This window comes from Kineothrix alysoides (assembly GCF_000732725.1).
GTDB lineage: Bacteria > Bacillota > Clostridia > Lachnospirales > Lachnospiraceae > Kineothrix > Kineothrix alysoides.
Map to the genome: position 1 here is coordinate 393,402 of NZ_JPNB01000002.1, position 20,458 is coordinate 413,859.

General features: G+C 45.8%; 12 protein-coding genes. 2 read left to right on the top strand and 10 right to left on the bottom strand.

All coding sequences use genetic code 11. From position 1 onward, the window contains the following. Positions 1–753 precede the first annotated feature (753 nt). Both CC90_RS0112830 and CC90_RS0112835 read right to left on the bottom strand, forming a co-directional pair. Entirely contained in the window at positions 754–2,796 is a 2,043-nt protein-coding gene (locus CC90_RS0112830; protein ID WP_031391168.1) for a beta-galactosidase, read from the bottom strand. Beyond that, positions 2,780–4,510, bottom strand: a complete 1,731-nt coding sequence (locus CC90_RS0112835) for a type 2 periplasmic-binding domain-containing protein (protein ID WP_108702642.1) — start codon at positions 4,508–4,510, stop codon at positions 2,780–2,782. The genes CC90_RS0112830 and CC90_RS0112835 overlap by 17 nt, the downstream gene beginning before the upstream one ends. A 169-nt stretch (positions 4,511–4,679) precedes the next feature. On the opposite strand from CC90_RS0112835, the gene CC90_RS0112840 reads away from it, so the two are divergent. Next, on the top strand, positions 4,680–6,257 hold the full coding sequence (locus CC90_RS0112840) for a response regulator (protein WP_031391170.1): 1,578 nt from the start codon (positions 4,680–4,682) through the stop codon (positions 6,255–6,257). Between the two features lie 79 nt (positions 6,258–6,336). Here the strand turns inward: CC90_RS0112840 and CC90_RS0112845 are convergent, their stop codons facing one another. The 5 genes from CC90_RS0112845 to CC90_RS0112865 form a co-directional block, all read right to left on the bottom strand. After that, a complete protein-coding gene (locus tag CC90_RS0112845; protein WP_031391171.1) occupies positions 6,337–6,960 on the bottom strand; it encodes a YesL family protein in 624 nt (207 codons plus the stop codon). A gap of 82 nt (positions 6,961–7,042) precedes the next feature. Then, positions 7,043–8,836: a type 2 periplasmic-binding domain-containing protein gene (locus tag CC90_RS0112850; RefSeq protein ID WP_031391172.1), complete on the bottom strand. Its 1,794-nt coding sequence runs from the start codon at positions 8,834–8,836 to the stop codon at positions 7,043–7,045. Between the two features lie 79 nt (positions 8,837–8,915). Then, positions 8,916–9,881: a carbohydrate ABC transporter permease gene (locus CC90_RS0112855; protein ID WP_031391173.1), complete on the bottom strand. Its 966-nt coding sequence runs from the start codon at positions 9,879–9,881 to the stop codon at positions 8,916–8,918. An 11-nt stretch (positions 9,882–9,892) separates the two neighbouring features. Continuing rightward, positions 9,893–11,344 (bottom strand): ABC transporter permease subunit, encoded by a 1,452-nt coding sequence (locus CC90_RS23205; protein ID WP_031391174.1) that lies wholly within the window; start codon positions 11,342–11,344, stop codon positions 9,893–9,895. A 251-nt stretch (positions 11,345–11,595) separates the two neighbouring features. Beyond that, on the bottom strand, positions 11,596–13,392 hold the full coding sequence (locus CC90_RS0112865) for a sensor histidine kinase (protein WP_031391175.1): 1,797 nt from the start codon (positions 13,390–13,392) through the stop codon (positions 11,596–11,598). Between the two features lie 423 nt (positions 13,393–13,815). On the opposite strand from CC90_RS0112865, the gene yicI reads away from it, so the two are divergent. Continuing rightward, on the top strand, positions 13,816–16,164 hold the full coding sequence (gene yicI / locus CC90_RS0112870) for an alpha-xylosidase (protein ID WP_031391176.1): 2,349 nt from the start codon (positions 13,816–13,818) through the stop codon (positions 16,162–16,164). 358 nt (positions 16,165–16,522) lie between these two features. On the opposite strand, the gene CC90_RS0112875 is transcribed toward yicI, so the two are convergent. From CC90_RS0112875 to CC90_RS0112890, 3 genes are all read right to left on the bottom strand, one after another. Further along, a complete protein-coding gene (locus tag CC90_RS0112875) occupies positions 16,523–18,673 on the bottom strand; it encodes a methyl-accepting chemotaxis protein (protein WP_031391177.1) in 2,151 nt (716 codons plus the stop codon). Between the two features lie 298 nt (positions 18,674–18,971). After that, the gene (locus CC90_RS0112885) at positions 18,972–19,265 is read right to left on the bottom strand and encodes a DUF3795 domain-containing protein (protein WP_051869544.1); all 294 of its coding nucleotides are present in this window, start codon (positions 19,263–19,265) and stop codon (positions 18,972–18,974) included. A gap of 95 nt (positions 19,266–19,360) precedes the next feature. Beyond that, on the bottom strand, positions 19,361–20,218 hold the full coding sequence (locus CC90_RS0112890; RefSeq protein WP_031391179.1) for a helix-turn-helix domain-containing protein: 858 nt from the start codon (positions 20,216–20,218) through the stop codon (positions 19,361–19,363). Between the last annotated feature and the right edge of the window lie 240 nt (positions 20,219–20,458).

Sequence of the window (20,458 nt, forward strand, 5' to 3'; positions counted from 1 at the left end):
GTGGGTTGTGAGAGACTTTCTGCGGGGGTTCTGGTTTCTCGTCTGACGTAAGCGGGCGTATTTTCTAAATGGAACCGGAAAGGTGATGGCCGCGGACGGGTCGGCAGCAAAGTACATCCATGTACTATGCTGCCTAAACACCGCATCCATGCGGTGTTTGCCCTGGTTCCTGAACGGTTTCATTAAGAAAATACGCCCGCTTACTACACGACTCCAAACCAGAACCCCCGCAGAAAGCCTCGCGCTACGTTACGAACTGGGCTGCGGTAGAGTTGAGGTTACGGCTGCACAGACAGTTATCCGCGTTCTTACCTTGTTATCATCTTACTGTATTTCAACACGATTTACAGTTTTGGCTTCTCATTTCGCTGTGTTTCGGTACGATTTACAGTTTTAGCTCCTCATTTCACTGTGTCTCTGCACGATTTACAGTTTTGGCTCCTCATTTCACTATGTTTCGGTACACTTCTTCTTTCTTCTCTCCCACCGAAGGTGGTGAAATGAGGCATTCGAAAACCTTGGCAATTTCCTGCACAATTCAAAAAACTACAGCAGGGAAAGAAGGGTATGGAAAAGGTTTCCGGCGATTTTATGCTACGGAGCTGAGACAAAGAAATTCTTGAAGCCTCTGCTGAAAGAATTTCTGCTTTTGGCTCAGCGCAGTGTCCTGCATAATCAGAGCCGGAAACCTTTTGCCATACCCTTCTTTCCCTTCACAGCCTCACGATTGTGCAGGAAATTTCACAACCTCCCTCACTTCACCCTCTTCAACACCACCACATCTTTGCCTGGAACAGTGATGGAAGCCCCGGGTAAATAGGTACTTTCGCTCAAAATGTCAGTTGATGGAGCATTTAGCGTTAATGTTAAATCAACCGCCTCATCATTATGATTTAATATGAACAAAAATTCGGCCGTCTCATTTTCGCGGCGTGAAATCTCAATACCGGGCGCTATGCCTTCCGGTGTCTCGAGCAGTGAGGGAATCCCCGTCTCCTCGCATATGTCTTTGATGAAGGTGCGGTAAAAATCAGGGTTGGAACGGGTTGCTGCGTAGTAGGACCGGCCTTTTCCGTAACGGTTGACAGTCAGTACGGGCATTCCTGCGTAGAAGTCTTCCTGGTACCGGCTGAGCGCTTCGGCTCCTTCTAAGTGAAGAAGGTCGCAGAGTACCTCGGCGGGATAGGTTTCGTCTTTGTATAGGAAGGAGTTATGCTTTCCTTCGGGAATGGCGTCGGATTCCTCTACCCAGATGCCGAGAATGTCCCTTAGCTTTCCGGGATAGCCGCCGGTTATTACGAGGTCGTGATCTTCTACGTAGCCGCTGAAATATGTGGTAAGGAAGGAACCGCCGTCTTTCACGTAGGCGCAGAGCTTTTCGTCAAAGCCTTCCTTGCACATGTATAGGAGGGGAGCTGTTACCAGGCGGTAGGGAGATAGGTCATCCGTTACGCTGATAATGTCAACCGGGATGTTGTTTTCGTAAAACGCTCTGTAGTAGCAGAAGATTTCCTTTTTATAGTCAATGAGCCTGCTTGGACCGGCAGAATATCCGGATGCCCACCAGTTGTCCCAGTCCATTACGATTGCCGCTTTAGCTGAGGTTCTCGTTCCGAGAATCTGGCTGCCTATTTTGCTCAGTTCTTTTCCCAGCTTCGCTACTTCCCGGAATACTCTCGTGTTTTCGTGTCCTGCGTGGTCTATGACCGCACTGTGATACTTTTCGCAGGCTCCGATGCTTCTTCGCATCTGGAAGAACATCACGGTGTCGGCGCCGTGGGCTATTGCCTGATAGCTTAGGAGGCGCATAACTCCCGGGCGTTTCAGCGTGCAGAAGGATTGCCAGTTACTTACTCCCGGGGTCTGTTCCATGAGGGCGAAGGGTTTTCCCTGCTTTAATCCGCGCATCAGCTCGTGGTTCATGGCGCTTTCTGAGACTGGCGTGTCGAAGGAGGGATAGTTATCCCATGATACGAAGTCCATATAACGGGCCCATTTCTGATAGTCCAGGGGTTTGTAGAAGCCCATCAGGTTAGTGGTGACCTGGACATCCGGCATATGCTTTTTTAATACTTCGTATTCCATGCGGTAGCAGGATAGCATGCTGTCCGACATGAATCTGCGATAGTCCAGCGAGATTCCCTGAAAATTCGTTCTCACTGTATCCCAGAGAAATTCTTCCGATTGCATGTTGGGTGCCACTACATCTTCGAAATCATAAAGGGTGTGTCCCCAGAAGGACATGTTCCATACGCGGTTCAGTTCCTCTATGGTGCCGTATTTTTCCGTCAGCCAGGTACGGAAGGCCTTTTCACAGTTCCCGCAGTAGCATTCCCCGCCGTATTCGTTGGAAACATGCCATGCTACGATGTTGTCGTAGTCCTTATATCTGTCGGCCAGTTTCTCCGCCAGAAGAACGGAATATTTTCGATAGGTGGGGCTGTTGGGGCAGGAGTTGTGTCTGCTGCCGAACTTCCTTCTTATCCCGTTGTGCTCAGTGCGCAGAATGTCGGGATATTTTCTGGCCATCCATGCGGGATGAGCTGCTGTGGAGGTAGCCATGCAGACCTTTAGGCCGTTTGTCCTTACCATATCCATTATCTTATCCAGCTTACTGAAATCGTAAACATCTTCTTGAGGCTGCAGCATCGCCCAGTTGAACACATTTAAGGTCACCACATCGATGTTTGCCAGACGAAACATCCTCATGTCCTCTTCCCATATATCCTCGGGCCACTGCTCCGGGTTATAATCCCCTCCGTAAAGAATCTTTTTTACTTTATTGCTCTCTATCATTTTCGTATTCCTCCACCACTCTGACGCGCTCCGCCTGAAAGCTTAAGGCATCCTTAATATCCACCTCTACTACCTTCTCGTAGCCCAGGCTCAGCACTTCATTCTGCATCTTGCTCAACAATTGATAAAATTCGGCCTCGTCCTCGGCAAATATCATTTCCCATGAATATTTCTGAATCACATTCCTGCACTGCCCCCGCAGCGTCTCTATTTCCGAGCTGATTGTATATGTGAAATTGCAGCCCGGGGAAACAACCATCTTTTCGTTCTTTATGAGGAAATCCCGGGTGTTATCCGCCTGCATGACCTCTTCCCAGTCTTTTTCCAAGGCTGTTTCTTCCATTTTCTGCACGGAATTCCACAGTCTGTAAGCATATGGATAGCCGTCCTCATCCACCTCACAGGGTGCCACCGGCATGAAGTTCAATACGGAGATTCCTTCCGCCCACGTTCCGCTTCCCCATTCCTCCGGTGTCTCTACTTCCCCGTCGGCCAACGCCCTCTTGCCAAACTCTGTAAGCTGGGGCTCTCCCGCCTGATCGTACTCCCAGCACAGTCCCTCCGGTCCTGCGGTTCCCGCTGAACTGAGCGGGCCAATACTGCGTATGCCATCCGAGGAATACATCCAGTCTACAAAATCCATCAGCCGCTCCGGGTCTTTGGCTTGTGAGCCTACCAGTATGACTGTTTTACGGCTTCCGCTTTGGTTACAGCCGTAGGAGTATATGTTCATATCCGCCATATCCGCTATCATGAAGCCTTTTCCTTCCTGCTTTCTGGCCAGCGTATTGTATTTGATCTGCGCCACCCAGGGCCATGGAGAATACAATACCTGCCCATTCTCATACTTCTGTGCCACATCATTATAGCTCTGGGTCGGCGACTGGGGGTCCACTAAGCCTAACTGGTTCGCATTGAAGTACCATTTCAGGACGCGTACGTACATGGAATCCGAATCGATGATGCTCTGGTATTCATCGCTATCCGCCTTCAGAAGGAGGAATCCCAGCTCATCCCAGCCATAAAAGCAGCAAGGCTGCTTCGCTGCATTCATCATATTGCCGTCCCAGTCTTTGAAGAAGGAAAAAGCATAAGTTTTTTCCCCGTTTTCTGCAAAGGGCTCCAGCTTTTGCATCTGCACGAGTATGGGAAGCAAGTCCTCCAAGGTGCCGATTTCGGGATATCCCAGTTCCTTATACAAATCCCAGCGCAGATACGGCCCGTAGGTAGGCTCCAAGCCCTCGCTGGGCGTCAGCGGAGAATTCAGTGATACCTCTGAGGGAATCGCATAAATACCGTCCGGGGACAAGTCCTTGTTCACGTCTCTTATCGCCTTCTCAAAACGCATGATTTCCTTATCTTTTAAGTAAGGCTCCATATTCAGCACCAGGCCGGAATTCACCAGCTTTTGAAGCGTGTCATCCTCTCCGTTGCATATGATCAAGTCCCCCAGATTGCCCGCTGCCGAACGTATGTCGAAAAGGGTGTTGCCTCCTCCCGCCACATTCGGGGCAATCAGATTTAATTCCATATTGAAATCGTCCTTCACCACCTTACCGAACCACCCGGACTGCATCCCTTCGTAATTAGCTACGCTGTCAAATACATCCACAACAAGGGGCTCATCATAGCCCAGGTCCATCTTTAACCCGCAACCCATCAGAAACAGAAGGCAGACGATACACATAACAGCACAATACTTTCCATTTTTCATGCACACACCTCTTTCACTGAAACAAAGCTTTTTACTTAAATTATAACAACAATTCAGCGAATAAAATACGAAAAAATTAAACAATATATACCTGGTAAATTATAGATTTTTCAAAAATTGACAAGGTCAAAATGCTCATTTATACTGTAGTTAAATCGGGAGGTAGACTATGTATACGGTGTTGATTGCAGACGACGAAGCGAGTATTCGGGAAGGGCTTAAATATATTATGGATTGGGCATCTATGGGCTTTTCCATCTGCGGGGAAACGGCTAACGGCGAGGAAACCTTGCAGGCCATTTTGCAGACCGAACCAAACCTTGTTCTCTTAGATATCCGCATGCCTAAAATGTACGGTACGGATATAATCCGTATTGCGAGGGAAAACGGCTATCGGGGAAAATTTATCATCTTAAGCGGCTATTCCGATTTTGCTTACGCCCAGACGGCCATCCGTTACGGTGCCAGCTTCTATCTCACAAAACCCATTGAGGAGGCGGAGCTTCAGGGCGCGGTGGAGAAAGTCAAGGAAATTCTTATCGCTGAAAAGAACAAGTCCGATAACATCGCACTGTTCAAAAGCAAGGCCAGGGAATCCATCATTTACGAAGTCATTACCGGGATGTATGATTCAGAACAACCTCCCGGCCTTTCAGAATCGGAACTGGAAGAACTGCATCTGACCTTAGACATTTATCAGGTAGTCATCTATGAAAAGTTCAGCAGTGATCCTTCAGACCCCGGCTATAGCTTTGCCGAACTGCTGAAGATAACCAATAAAGGAAATCATACTTTCGACTATTTCAAAAAAGATAATAATGAAATAATTCTTTTAAAAGGAAGCTTTGCCATCAATAAATTTCAGGATTTTTTGTTGCACTACGAAGACTCATGCCCACAAAGCGGAAGTCCGCTTGCTTCCCTCTTTCTGGCATACGGACGTCCGGTGTCATCCTTGGAAGATATACACCTTTCCTATGAGGAAGCCTCGGCACTTAAAAACAGAAGATTTTTCTGTATTCAGGGACAGCATACGCTGGGATTCGAAGAGCTTCCCGATGTGCAAAGCCTCAACCATGAAATAAACAACGGACTTCTAACGGAATACAGCAATAGGCTGACAGGATATCTGCTGGCCTTCAACCGGCGCATGGTGGCAGAAACCCTGTCCGCACTCGAGGATTACCTATATGAGGTGAAAAACGACATTTCCTCCGTCAAGCTATTTCTTACAGACCTATATCTGCGCATCAAGGAAAAAATAAACCATACCTACGGCAACCCCAATGTCCCTTTCCCCAACAATGCGGAAGTCATTTCTCATATTGAAGGCTGCCATCACTTATATGAAATCATTCTCTACATTTCAGAGATGACAGATATGATTATGAGCGCTACCGGCAACCCTTCCAGAGATACCGTTTTGGACGATATCATCTATTATATCGACCATAACTTCCAAAAAAATATTAAACTGGAAAGCATCGCCCCGCTTTTTGGCTATAACAGTGCCTACTTAGGCAAAATTTTTAATAAACATCTGGGAGAAAGCTTCAACTCTTATGTAGACCATAGACGAATCGATCAGTCTCTCGGACTGCTGAAAGAAAAGAACCTGAAAGTTTATGAGATTTCTGAGCAGGTAGGATATAAGAATGTAGATTATTTTCATAAGAAATTTAAAAAGTATATCGGCATGAGTCCCGCCGAATACCGCAAAAAGCTGGAGGATGAGGGAGCGCTGTAAGCCGCTCCTTTTGCATGCTGTTCAAAGATTCCCATGACTCTTATGAAAAACATGTCATCCAAATATCGGAACGTCGGCACTATGCTTCTGTCTCCATTTCCTTCTCAAGCATCACGAAGATTCGCTTGCTGAAGGCCGCTATCGTAAAAATAATCAGACCTGGCCCGATAATGATTGCGAAAAACAGCATGATTTCATTAAATTGCAGGACAAGAAATTCAATCCAGATTATGACCAGCATAAGAAGTGTGCGTCCGAAAAACCTTCTCGAAATATGCAGAGAATTCTGAATCGTTCCGGATAAAGTGTTCTCATACCGGGCAATGAGCGGAAAGGAATAGGAAAGCGCCATGATTGCCACGAAGACCGATACTATTCCTATAATGAGAAGCAGCACGGAGCCGTCCTCGGATGTCCGCACCAGCTCAAAATCCAGATAGACCGCATAAAAAGCGATGACAGTAATGATTCCCAGCAGGGTTCCCTGCTTCCAGTTTTCCTTAAAGGCCTTCACGAAGCCTCTTCCGATATAGCCTTCCTCATCATCTGCCATTTTCAGTGCTACGGACATAGCTGCTGCCGTAGACGCTCCCGCTGTTAAAATGGGGAGACTGAATAAAATCCAGAGAAAATTCAGCTTCATTACATCCAAAAACCTCGATAGAAAACGATAGAGAGAACTATCCACACTGAAAAACTTCATCGTTCCGCCACATTCCTTTCAAACCAGAAATTCTAAGGCCCCGTATTTGGAGCCCTAGAATCCTATCACACATTATCACCTATTATTTCACAGCGTCTTCAGCTGCTTTTCTCAAGGACGCTTCGTTCTGCTGGAACTCAACGCACTGATCATAGCCATAGTCTTTTGCCTGAGTAATCATGTTATCGATGATGCTGTTAAATTCATCATCGGAGCTTGCATAAATCGCTTTCCATGATTCCATCTTAATACATTCTTTTACCTGATTCCAAAGAACCATAAGCTCATCGGATTTAGGAGATGTGGAATAAGTTGTTCCTAAGGACAGTTTGAAGTTGGTCGTTCCCATATATTCATCCGGAGTCTTAGCGCCGGTATGATCTCTCCAATCCGCTTCAATGTCAGACTGAGGCTCTGCTACAAAGCTTTCCCATTTTCTATAGTTATAAGTTTCACCATTGGAATCCGGGTTTGCCGCATCGATACCCCATGTGCTGTTGTTCATCTTGAAACCGCCGTCATCGAAGGAACCGGAATATCCGTCGGTCATTTCTGTCTTAATATCCATCTTAGCCGCACGTCCGAGGTCGGTAAACTGTATCTTACCGTTCTCATCGTAGTACCAGCATACGTCCTTGGGACCATATTCTGCTGTCATACGGCCTTCCGGAGTTGCCAGCCAGTTGATGATTGCCATACAAAGTTCCGGATATTCCGTTTTCGCGCCGATGGACCAGATTCTATTCGAACCGTATACGTTCTGTCCATAGCAGATAGGCGTTGCTTCTGAGGGCGGGCAAGGGAACATTGCTTTTCCGTCTGCCGCATGGCCTTCCGAATTGTAGAAGGAAGAACCCAAGAAGTTAAAGATATTGAGAAATGCAGTACCGTTCTGATAGTCAGCCTGCATACCGTCATATTTCTGTGTCTGAGAGTCGGGATCTAACAGACCCTGGCGATACAGAATATTGTAGAACTTCAAAGCATCCATGTATGGGCCGTCTTTTTCCAGAACGGGAATGTATTTCTGTCCTTCCGGATCATAAAAACCGAAGCCGAATTCATCGTAACCGTAGTACGCAGTAACGAGGGACTTAACATACATTACCATATCGCCGTCCCAGTCATCGAACAAAGCTACGCCATATGTGGTCTTTCCATTATCGTCTTTAGGGCAGATTTCCTTCATCTGAGCGAGAACATTAACCATGTCGTCCAGATTCTTGATTTCAGGATAGCCTAATTCCTTGTAAAGATCCCAACGCAAGTCCCATGTATACATGAAATCCTGACGAGCCGCAGGGTCTACTGCGACGTCATGGCCGATACCATAGGTAGTTCCGCCGGAAAGGTTGGTGTTTTTGTCAAGGGCATAAGGCATATTTTCTTTGATATACGGGCCGTAGTCAGACAAAATATCATCCTCATTCCAGTCGAAGAGCATCCCCTTATTCACTGCCTGAAGATATTCATCTCCATCCTGTCCCCAGATAACGAGGTCCCCCAGATTGCCGGATTCCATACGGGTCTCATATACGCCGTCGGGATCGGGAATGAGGTTCAGCTTGACATTGAATTTTTCAAGCATAACCTGACCGAACCATCCGATCTGCTCGCCGGAATAGTTTGCAAGCTGGTCAAATACATCTAACGTTACCGTTTCCTCGGGAATAATATCCTCCAGCATGGCATCATAATCTGCCGCCTCTGTATCCGCTGCTCCCCCCGCCGCGTCATCTGTTCCGGTTGTTTCCTCATTCGCTACTTCATCCGCAGGCTCAGCCGTCGCCGCTGTGGTGCCGGTGCCGCCGCAGGCTGCCAGAGAAGCAGTCATTACGGCTGCCATAAGCAATGCTGTAATTCTTTTTGCTTTCATCCTTTTTCTTCCTCCTTTTATTTGTGTATTGAAACCGTAATTTTTACGGTTGATACCTTTTTACCTTCTCTATATTTCCTTAACCCTTTACCGCGCCGAGCATGATACCTTTTTCAAAGTAACGCTGCATGAACGGGTAGATGCACAGGATAGGAATAACAGTTACCATGGAAATGGTATACTTTATGACCTTGCCGCTCATTGCTGACTTGAGCGCCGCATCGCTGATCTGACCGCCGGATTCCATTAATGCCTTTAGATTGGAGGCAGTATTCAGATAAATGTAAAGCCGGTGCTGTAAGGTATACAAGGTCGGTGCCGACTGCATCAAGATCAGCGAATCCGTAAAGGAATTCCAATGACCCACCGCTCCGAAGATGGCGATAGTAGCCAGAATGGGTTTGCTTAAGGGCCATATGATTTTCCGGAATATGGTCATGTAGCTGGCGCCGTCTATTGCTGCACTTTCTTCCAGCTCCGCCGGAATAGACTCTATGTAGGTCTTAACCAATATGATGTTGTAGGGCACTACGATTCCCGGGATGATGTATGCCAGAAACGTATTGGTCAGCCCTAGCATCTGCATATTTAAGAACCACGGAATCAAACCGGCATTGAAATACATAGTAATAATGAGAAAACGATACCAGAATCTCCGCCCCCACATCTCCTGCTTCGTTACCAGATAGCCGACAAAACCGGAAGCTGCAACCATAAGTGTCGTACCAATCAGGGTTCTTCCTATCGATACGATAAACGCATTGGACAAATCACTCACGTTAATCAACGCCATATAGTTGCTAAGATGCAAGCCTCTGGGAATGAAGTTGATTACGCCTTTGATTACGAGGTCATTATCGCTTATCGTATTGATAAATATGTAGTAAAACGGAAACGTACATGCTAGGGCGAATAATCCGAATACAAAGTAGTTGAGTACATTGAAAATAATATCTCCCGGTTTCAGATGAAAGCTGCGTTTATGCATCTTCTCGTATCTTTTCTCCGCCTTTATGTCTGCTCTTTCCTGTGCTGTTTTTGCCATGTCCTCACCTCCTATACGATACTTTCGCCGCGAATCAGCTTAGAAATTCCGTTGGCTGCAAACAACAGAGTAACGCTGACAATGGATTTCACCATACCGATTACTGTAGTCAGCGGAATGGAACCCTTTCCGATACCGAGCATATAAACGTATAAATCCAATACCATGATGTCGTTTACATTTGTCGCATTTTTAAATACCAGATACTGGTCCATGCCGTTGCTCAAAATATTCGCCACGGCCATAAGAAGCAGTACGCAGAAAGTAGGAATCAGTCCCGGCACCGTGATGTGCCACATTCTCTGGAACCGTCCCGCTCCGTCCACCGTAGCCGCTTCGTAAAGCTGCTGGTCGATACCGGAGATTGCCGCTATGTATATGATGGCGCTCCAGCCCACGCCCTTCCAAAGACCCCAGCCGAGCATCTTCAACCATGTATGTTCTCCGCTCATCAGCAGGTTCACCCCCTGATCCCAGATTCCCATATTGACGAACAAGCTGCTGACAAAGCCATCCGTAGAGAAAATACAAAAGGCAATCGCATATACCAAAACCCAGCTTATGAAGTTAGGTATGGTAGTAAATACCTGAACGAATCTTCTGTATTTGATATTCTTGATTTCCGATAAAAAAATGGCGAAGGCCATAGGCAGCCAGCTTGTAGCTATGCCAAGACCGCTCATCGCTAAAGTGTTCTTAAGCACTCTGACGATGTCTCTTACCGTAGCCGGATTATTCAAAAGCTCCCTGAACCATTTAAAGCCGACAAAGTTCTTCATGCTCAGGGTATCGCCTACCTTGTAATCGAAAAAAGCATATCTCCATCCCAGTAAAGGGAGATAGGCGAATACCGCAATCAAAGCAATAAACGGCATGAACATGAGAAAAAGCTGGTACTTTGCCTCTATTATATATTTATCTCCCTTTGCCGCCTTTGGTAAAAGAATCAGCTCTATCAGGGCGGCTATCAGCACTATGGCCGCTACAGCAAGTATGATCCAGAAACTGTCTTGGAACTGAGGCTCCACCTTTTTCACATTGGTAGTCATCGAAATCTGTTCGTAGGAAATAAAGATTCCTGCCAGTCCTGCCAGCTCCAACGCCCCACCGATCGCTGCGATCAGTGCGCTCAGCCTCTTGAACTTCAGATTGCCGAGAGTCATACATCCACCCGCTCCCATCGCTGTAGCGCCGATACATATCGACATCGCCGAAATATAAAGAAGCTGCAGAGTAGATTCCTGGACCCACCCCTTTTTTATTGCCCTCCCGAAGTCCTCCGTCAGAGCAAAATAAGAGATGCCCGATGTAAACAGCGAAAGGTTTCTGTTAATCAAACCACTTACCTTGGCCGGATTAAGGCCCGGTACGAACAAAAATATTACCGCCAGTAAAACGGCAATCCTTATCACATAAAAGAGTTTATCTCCCATCAGTTCTCTTGATGTTTTACTTCCTCTCATTTAATTTCATTCCTTTCTGGATTGTTTATGATAGAACAAAAGCGTGCTCCTCACACCCTCGCGACCAAATGCTTTGGCAGCACAGCTTTTGTTCTGCGCGTGCAACTGCGCATTGTTTGCCCGAAGGGTTTTTATGTAATAGGAGCACTTTCCTATTACATAAAAAATACATCAAAGAACAGTTCTGTTCGATGATGTATTCATTATAAAAAACTAGGAAAAATAAAAATACCGTAAATACTGGATTAAAATTACCTTAAATTTTTCATCTTTTCCAAAGGCAGTATAATCCGCACGGTTGTCCCCTTATTCAGCTCGGAATTGATGCGTATTCCTCTGTTTTTTCCATAGCAGAGCTTGATTCTCTGATTGATATTATATAAGCCGATGCTCTTGTTTCTGCTCACATCTTTAATCTCCACGTTCTTACGAAGGGCGGCCAGCTCCGACTCCGACATTCCTCTTCCATTATCCTCCACATCGATAAAAAGAAGCTCCTCATTCTTATAAACAGCGACCGTGATTTCCCCGCCTGATTCCTTCTCCTCCAGTCCGTGCAAAAGGGCATTTTCCACGATCGGCTGCAGAAGAAGCGGTAATATATACAACCCCTTTGTCTGCACGTCATCCGCAATACGGAAAATACTTTCAAATTTATCACCAAAGCGCATTTTCTGTATGGTCAGGTAGGTCATCACATGCTCGATTTCCTTAGTCAGCGTAGTGAAGGAGGTGCCGGTATTTTCCAATACGTAGCGCATGGATTTTCCAAGCAGCTTTATGGATGTAGCTGCCTCGAGGTCTCCTGCTGTAAAAGCCTTCATTCGGATGGTCTCCAGCGTATTATAGAGAAAGTGCGGATTAATCTGACTGGCCAGCATCTTGAATTCCATCTCCTGCTGCTCATTTACCAATTCCTTCTCCTTAATGCTGGCCTCGTACATCTCTGCATCCTTGCGTTTAATCTTCTGCACCATGACCTCTAAGTCGGAAAATGCCTCCGACAGCTCATCCTGCCCGTTTACCGAATCGGTAATCTCGTAGTCCTCATTGCTGGCTTGATGCATCGCATGTCTTAGCGTAAGCACACGGGAAGTGAAATAGGTAGTGAAAAAATGTATAATAATGCCTGTAATCAAAATGGCAAGCACAATGATAGCAATGCAGATATAGATGATACTTCTGATATTGGTATAAGCCTGCCCGCTCATAGTGCTTATATATATTTTGGAATCCGACTGATACAGCGGCAGCGTGGATACGTCCACGAAGCATACCTCATCCTTCAGCTTAATATTTCCTACATACCGGTAATAATTATTCTCATAATCGATGTAGACTTCCTGCGCCTTTCCGTATGCTTCCCTTTCCGAGCTGAAAAAGACCGGCCCGTCATTAATAGAAACCATAGTGGCATATTCCTTGCTTCCGATTCTCGTCTTAAGATAATTGTCGGACAGCTTGATAACCAATACGGCGTTATATTTGGAATTGATTATCGGAATCTTTCTGACCAGACAGAGATTCCAATACTCATTCCCGTACTTATCGGTGTCCGTCATCGGCATCCAAAATACGCTGGACTGGTTAACCGCCAGCTGATACCATTCCTGTGCCCTTACCTCCTCGTCCGCATAGCGGAACTGCTTATAGTCGTTCAAGGTAGGATTATCCCCGTATATTTCTATTTCATCTATTTCAGCATAGTTGGTATTGTAATTGTCCAGAGAAGTCAGTGCATCCACCTCATGAACGAAACTTCGTTTGAAAAAATAGTTCTCCTTCAAAATATCCCTGATGTCCTCCCTAAAGGCCAGCTCCTCAGAAATGTTATAAACCTGAGTAGTTATTTCGAACAGTATGTTTTTTACTCTAAGGTTATCGGACTCCAGCAGATCACGGTGATAGTTGGTGAGCAATCGGTACGTATTGATCAGAAGAAACGAACCGATTAACGTTATAGGCAAAATAACTGCAACAAAATATATGGTATAGAGCTGCTTCTTTATATTCGCTTTTTTCAGCGCTCCGAACATCTGTATCTTCATCCTAAATCTCCTATCTTTCCCTTGTTCCCTCCGGCGTTCTGTTACTGTTCACTCCGTTCTCAGTAACACATGATTTCTTCATTTAAATTCGCTTTGCGAAGCAGAAATCATCTCTTGCATCACGTTCTTACGCCGCTTAACAGCAAGTGTTAAGCTACTGTGTTAACAGTAACGGCGTTCTACCCTTAGTATATAAATACCCGATTCATTTGTAAACAGCCAAAAATAGCGGTAATAAAGATGAAATTAAAACGGTATTTTTCTGCATCAGTTTTGCTTATAATGAGAAATAACTGTACTTAAAATAACATTATAAACGAGTTAAAACACTCGTCGGAGTTGAGAACACTCGTCAGAGTAGAGAACATTCGACAGAGTAAAGAACACTCATTAACTCGTTAGGAAAGGGATCGGTACATAGGTATGAAATTCAGCAATGGATGCTGGCTGCAAAAGGAAGGCTGCGCCTGCTTTGCACCGCGGGAAATTTATTTTACTAAATTAGAAAATCATAAGGTAACGCTTCTGGCCCCCACCAATCATATCAGGCATAGAGGCGACACACTGGGGGGTATCAATCTGACCCTCGAAATCACTTCTCCCGCTCCGGACATTATCAGGGTCCGCACCTATCACCATAAGGGAACGATAACGGATGCCCCGGCATTCGAGTTGTCGCTTACAGATGAACTTTCTCTCTCTATCGTTGACAGCGAAGAAGAAATCCGCATTGCCAGCGGCACTCTCACCCTTGTCATCACGAAAAAGAACTGGTCTATGACTTGGCTTAGGAATGGCAAATTCATTACCTCCAGCAACGGCAGAGACCTCGCTCTTATGAAAACCAACTGGCTGGGCGACGCTTACGACAGGGGAGACAATGAGGAAACCTATATCCGTCAGATGCTTTCCCTCTCGGTAGGCGAGCTGGTGTACGGCATGGGAGAGCGCTTCACTCCATTTGTGAAAAATGGCCAGAGCGTAGACATATGGAATGCCGACGGCGGCACGAGCACGGAGCAGTCTTACAAAAATATTCCTTTCTTTCTGACCAACAGAGGCTACGGTGTCTTCGTGAATCATCCGGAGAAAGTGTCCTTCGAGGTCGGCACGGAAATGGTAACAAAGACAGAGTTCTCTGTGGAGGGCGGAGTTCTCGATTACTTCTTTATCAACGGTCCTTCCATGAAAGAAGTGCTTACCCGTTATACGGATTTAACCGGCAAGCCCTCCCTTCCGGCACCCTGGACCTTCGGTCTGTGGCTGTCCACCTCATTTACTACCAATTATGATGAGAAAACGGTTATGAGCTTCGTGGACGGAATGCTGGACAGAGGAATTCCTCTGCGCACCTTCCATTTCGACTGCTTTTGGATGAAGGAATTCCACTGGTCGGATTTTATCTGGGACAACAGGGTATTCCCTGATCCTGAAGGCATGCTTAAGCGAATCAAGGACAAAGGGCTGAAAATCTGCGTATGGATCAACTCCTACATCGCGCAGGAATCCCGCCTTTTTGATGAAGGCACAAAAAAAGGGTATATTATTAAGCGTACCAATGGTCAGGTATGGCAATGGGATATGTGGCAGCCCGGAATGGCTCTGGTAGACTTCACCAACCCGGCAGCTTACAAGTGGTTCCAGGACAGACTGGAAGAACTGTTAGATATGGGAGTAGATTGCTTCAAGACGGACTTCGGCGAAAGAATCCCTTCCGAGGACGTGGTATATTACGACCGCTCCGACCCGAAAAAAATGCACAATTATTATACGTATCTCTACAATAAATGCGTTTACGAACTGCTGGAAAGAAAACAAGGCAAGGGAAATGCGGTATTGTTTGCCCGCTCGGCAACAGCCGGAGGCCAGAAGTTCCCGGTACACTGGGGCGGCGACTGCTGGTCCGATTACGAGTCTATGGAGGAAAGCTTAAGAGGCGGTCTGTCTCTGTTAATGTCCGGCTTCGGATACTGGGCTCACGACATCGGAGGCTTCGAAAGCACCTCTACCGCCGACGTATATAAACGCTGGGTTGCCTTCGGATTACTATCTTCGCACAGCCGTCTCCACGGAAGTTCCTCCTACCGGGTGCCTTGGGCATATGACGAGGAAGCGGTGGATGTGGTAAGATTCTTCACAAAGCTGAAAGCACGGCTTATGCCCTATATTTACAAAACCTCTGTGGATACCTCTGTCAGCGGAATCCCTACTATGAGAAGTATGGTTCTGGAATATACCTGGGATAAGACTTGCCACTATGTGGATAAACAGTACATGCTGGGAGATAATTTGTTAGTCGCTCCTATTTTCAATGACGAAAGCCTCGCGGAATATTATCTGCCGGAAGGCACTTGGACCAATTTCTTTACGGGAAAAGTAAAGACGGGACCTGCCTGGGTTACGGAAACCCATGGATATATGAGCATTCCTCTTATGATAAAGGAAAATTCTGTTGTAACACTTGGTTATACTGACGAAAGACCGGACTATGATTACGGCAAGGACCCGGAGTTCCGTATTTATGCGCTGAAAGAAGGAAATGAGGCTTCCAGTGTCGTGTATGATATGGCGGGTAAAGAAGCTTTCAAAATAAAAGCTATTAAGGTTGGGAATGCGATTAAGGTATCTATTGCCGCTGCCGAACCTTGTACGTTACGCCTTATCAATGTAAAAGGAATTTCTGCTTCGGAAGGAGATTTATCGCAGGATGGCGCAGATACTGTTATCGCGCTGACCGGAAGCGGGAACAAGGAGGTTACGGTGACTGTGTAATGTAATCCGGGCAGGAAGCAAAAGCCTAACTGATTCTTTCTGCACGTAAAGCTGTGTCTCGTTTATTCGAGGGGCAGCACGAGTCGAAAATACACGTGTTTATAACACCGGGAAGGCTGCGCTTTCACGTCTTTGCGCAACAAGGTGTCTTCTATTTATATAAACAAAAATGTGTTTCGCTCACTCTCGTAACCAGACGCTTCAACAGCGCGGCTTTCGCTTGACACGAGTACCTGTTCATCTATTTTTTATGTAATAAATACTCTTCCCTATTACAAAAAGAAAGAACCGTTCACTATTTATCAGATAATGAACGGTTCTCTTTTTTTATATCAAGCACTGTGTTTCCGACTACCCTTTAAACGATGAACATTTGGATTGCTTCCAGCAGCTCATCCATCTTGTTTTCCAACTCTTTCGTAGCCTCTGATAGCTGCTCTACCTGATGTACCTGCGTGTTAACGGTTTCATCCACGCAAGCCGCTGCTGCAGCTGTCTCCTCCGATACCGCGGATATGCTTTCAATGGCATTCAAGGTATCACTGCGGTTGGCGTTCATTCCTTCCACATCCTGAACGCTTAAGGAAATATTTTGAAGCAGCTTTTCCATGTTCCGGCTCATATCGGAGAACCGGCGTCTCGTCTCTTCTACCGCAATGCTCTGGGATTCCACAATTTTGCCGGCTTGTCCCGATGCCTTGATGGTATCGCCGGAAACTCCTTCGATGGCTTCGATGACCTTTCTTATTTCCTCGGAAGAATTCTTCGCACTGTCTGCCAGCTTCTTGATGGCCTCTGCCACTACCGAGAAGCCCTTTCCTGCCTCTCCCGCTCTTGCCGCTTCTATGGAGGCATTCAGGGAAAGCAGAGTGGTTTCCTCGGAAATCTCGTCGATGGTATCGGTAAGTATCCGTATGCTGTTAATCTTCTCGGAAAGTAGCTTTATTTTCTCTGAAAGCTGTCCCGTTATTTCTCCCGCTTCTGTGGACTGGGCGATAAGAGTATCCATGCCCTTTGTTCCTTCGCCTATCATTTTACGGGTATCGTCGGCCAAGCCTTCCATTTCTTTTACATTTTCTACGGTACTCAGTATTTTGCCGGACAACGAGTCCATTTTCTGAAGGCACTGTTCCGCATCCTGCGCCTGGCTTCCTACGCCGCCTTCGATTTCTTTCATAACTCCCTGAATGTATTCCGTAGATGCCTTAAGCTCTGTTCCTGCTTGCTTTACATTGCCTACGCAGCCGTTTACCTGAAGTGAAGTATCCCTTACTTCCATAATCAGCTTCTTAGTGTTGGAAATCGTCTCCATAATATGCCCGCTGAGCCTGCCGAATTCTGCTCTGTCACGGATACGCATATCTACGGTCAGATCTCCCTGGGAAACCTTGGCGAGCCTCCTCGTTATGCTTCCCATATTCCGGCTGATTCCGAACAAGATGGTTGCTCCTACAATTAATACTACCACACAGGATAGAAATACCCACAGATATATGCCGTTCTTAATGCTCAGGGCTTCCTTCATCAAACTGGCCTTGGGCGTCATGGCACAGACAGCCGCCTGATTTACCTCGCACTTGTTGTACATGAAGAGGTATTCCTTTCCATCGTACTCCACATCTTTACTATAACTGCCGGTTTCATTCTCCATGCCGCTTTTGTAATACTCTTTGTCAGAAAATGTAAATCCGTTATTTTCGCCGGAATAGATTTCCCGTCCGTCCGCCGTGACAAAAGCGACAATACTTCCATCCCCGAGAGTCAAATCATTTAAGATTTCCTCAATTCTCTGGGTGCTGACATCGATGACTACGCAGGCGTTTTTCGAGCTCACCATCCGGTACTGGGAGCATATATAATTATTGCTGCTCGTTCCAAACCGTGTGTCCAGTACCGGATGCTCCCCCGCCCAAGTCTTTGACTTATCCGGATTATCCGCTATCTCCCTGCTCTGTGCCATGAAGCTGTCGTAGAATCCGGTCTTGTCGCCCTTTCCGGTGGTAGTTGCCAAATCGTTCAAACTGTCCGCGGTAACGATAATAATGTCCTTGATGAACTTATTGCTGTTCTGCTTCGTCGTAATCAAGGTCTGGGCTTTCGTAAATGCATCATTTTTAGCGCTTTGATCGTTCTTGTAGGTATCCGACACATAGTTCTTGACATTGGAATCGTTGAATAGCTGGATAGAATCCGAATCCACCGATTCAAAGCCGAAATCCAGAAGCTTGGCGGTCATCTGTAAGGCCGTTCTCGCTGATTCCCCGTAGTTATCCAGCATGCCCTTTGAAGCCTTGTTATACGCAAAATTCCCCACCAAGGCTACCATGCACACAGGTATCAAAAATCCAGCTGTAAGCTGAACCTTTAAGCTGAGACCCCTTTTGGCCTTTTTCTTCCCCATGCTTTCCATCTTTCCTGCTTTTTTACTCACTTTTCTATCTAATTTTATATCCCCGTTTATGCCTGACTTCTTTTGTGCCCTTATTTCTGTTTCCTTTTTTCTTATCATCGTCGCCGTCCCCTTTGACAGATTCTTTTTCACCTTTTCTATATTAACATGGAAAATAAAGGATTTTTACCGGATAAAATGCACTCTTTTTACCGCAATTTTTTAATATTTATTACTTTAATCGCTATTTTTTTACTTTTTACAGTGACTTTCCATTGTCCTCCTTTGTCCCTTACCCTTTCCTCATAGCAGGCCGCATTATCAACAAAAAAGCCGGTATTCCGCAGAATACCAGCCATAATTCCATTTGCGACAATCCGGAACACATAAATAGACCTGATTGTTTTATTATTTAATTTTATGCTTTTTCAGTCATATATGTCCTCAAATTACCGACTCTCTCACATATATTTTTCTCAAACTCCTCATCGCTGAACTGGGGGTCACGCGTAATCCTCCAAACAGCACAGGGTACTTCTCCGCATTTTCCGCAGCTTTCCACTTTCTTATCTCCTAAAGCACACTCATAAATTGCACATGCCCTTCCCTCCGGCGCATGGAACACCTTCCCCATACTTTCGTTACATCCCTTGCACAAATTGCCGTAGCAAGCGCAGGTACTGCAATCCGTTCCGCAACAGCTCAAGCTCATTTTTCATACCTTCCCTTCCTTTGATACGATATCTTTGGATTCAAGCATAACGCTCTGATTATGATTCTTCTCCCCTTAATTCTACAAGATTATCTCTATTTTTCTTGTAAAAATGCGACACCCTTCATTGCGAAGCCTTTTGCCTCCTGAGGGGACATGGTATGAAACTGCTTAAAATCATTTACCAGATGGGCCTGATCCGTATAGCCAAGCTCATATACCGCATCGAGAATATTAAAGTCATTTCGAAACAGCATGTCGTGCCATAGATATTGATACCGTATAAGAGAGGAGAACTTTTTGGGAGAGACACCTATATTTTCCCGGAATATCCGTTCCAAGTGTCTGCTGCTTATATGAATGTCTTTGGAAAGCTGCTCGATTCTGAGATTTCCTTTTCTTTGCAGAATTTCAGATACCACTTCCATGACAATGGGATTGCTTCTCTCCAAATGGATATTTTTTAACAAGAACCTTTCCGCAATGACAATCCTATCCTCTATATTTATCATGTCGAACAAAAGAGGCTGAAGTTCTTTCCTGAGCTTGGAAAAATGATAATCCACATGAAAGAATTCATTCTTAACATCCTTCATGGATTCTTCCGAGAAGAGAACTGCACTCCACGCGTAAAAACGAATGGCGAAGGTGGAAAGCTCCACACGCTTGTCGTCTATATGGCTGCTCAAAAAGGATCTGTCATCGATTCCGCAGAAGCTTCCTTCCAGAGTATTTTCTGTATAATTGATATCGAAAATAATGTCCATGCAGGTATCCGGCGTTACCAACCCTTGCACAGGGATACCCGTCTGGGGCCGTATGTAAGGCTTACTGCTGCCCCAGAAACACCTGACAAACGGCTTCAGCGCGTCACACGGCTCGAATTCCATGTAGTCCGGGCCACAGGCAAAGGGAGTGGCGGTTAATGGTTTATATATTTTATGAAAATCCATTGCCTCCTCCTTCGTTGTGCCTATTGTAAGTCATGTATGACTATAACTGCTTTTTTCGTATGCTATATTTTCATTCAAATAGCGTATTCATTATCTTTCATGATATTATAGCATTTGTTATACCATTTATCTATCACTAGGCAATCGTTTCTTTAAAATGATATACTCGTCAGATAGGGAATTGCAGAAGGGTGCCGTAACGAGATTGGTATAGGAACGCTCCCCGTAATGGCAAGTTCC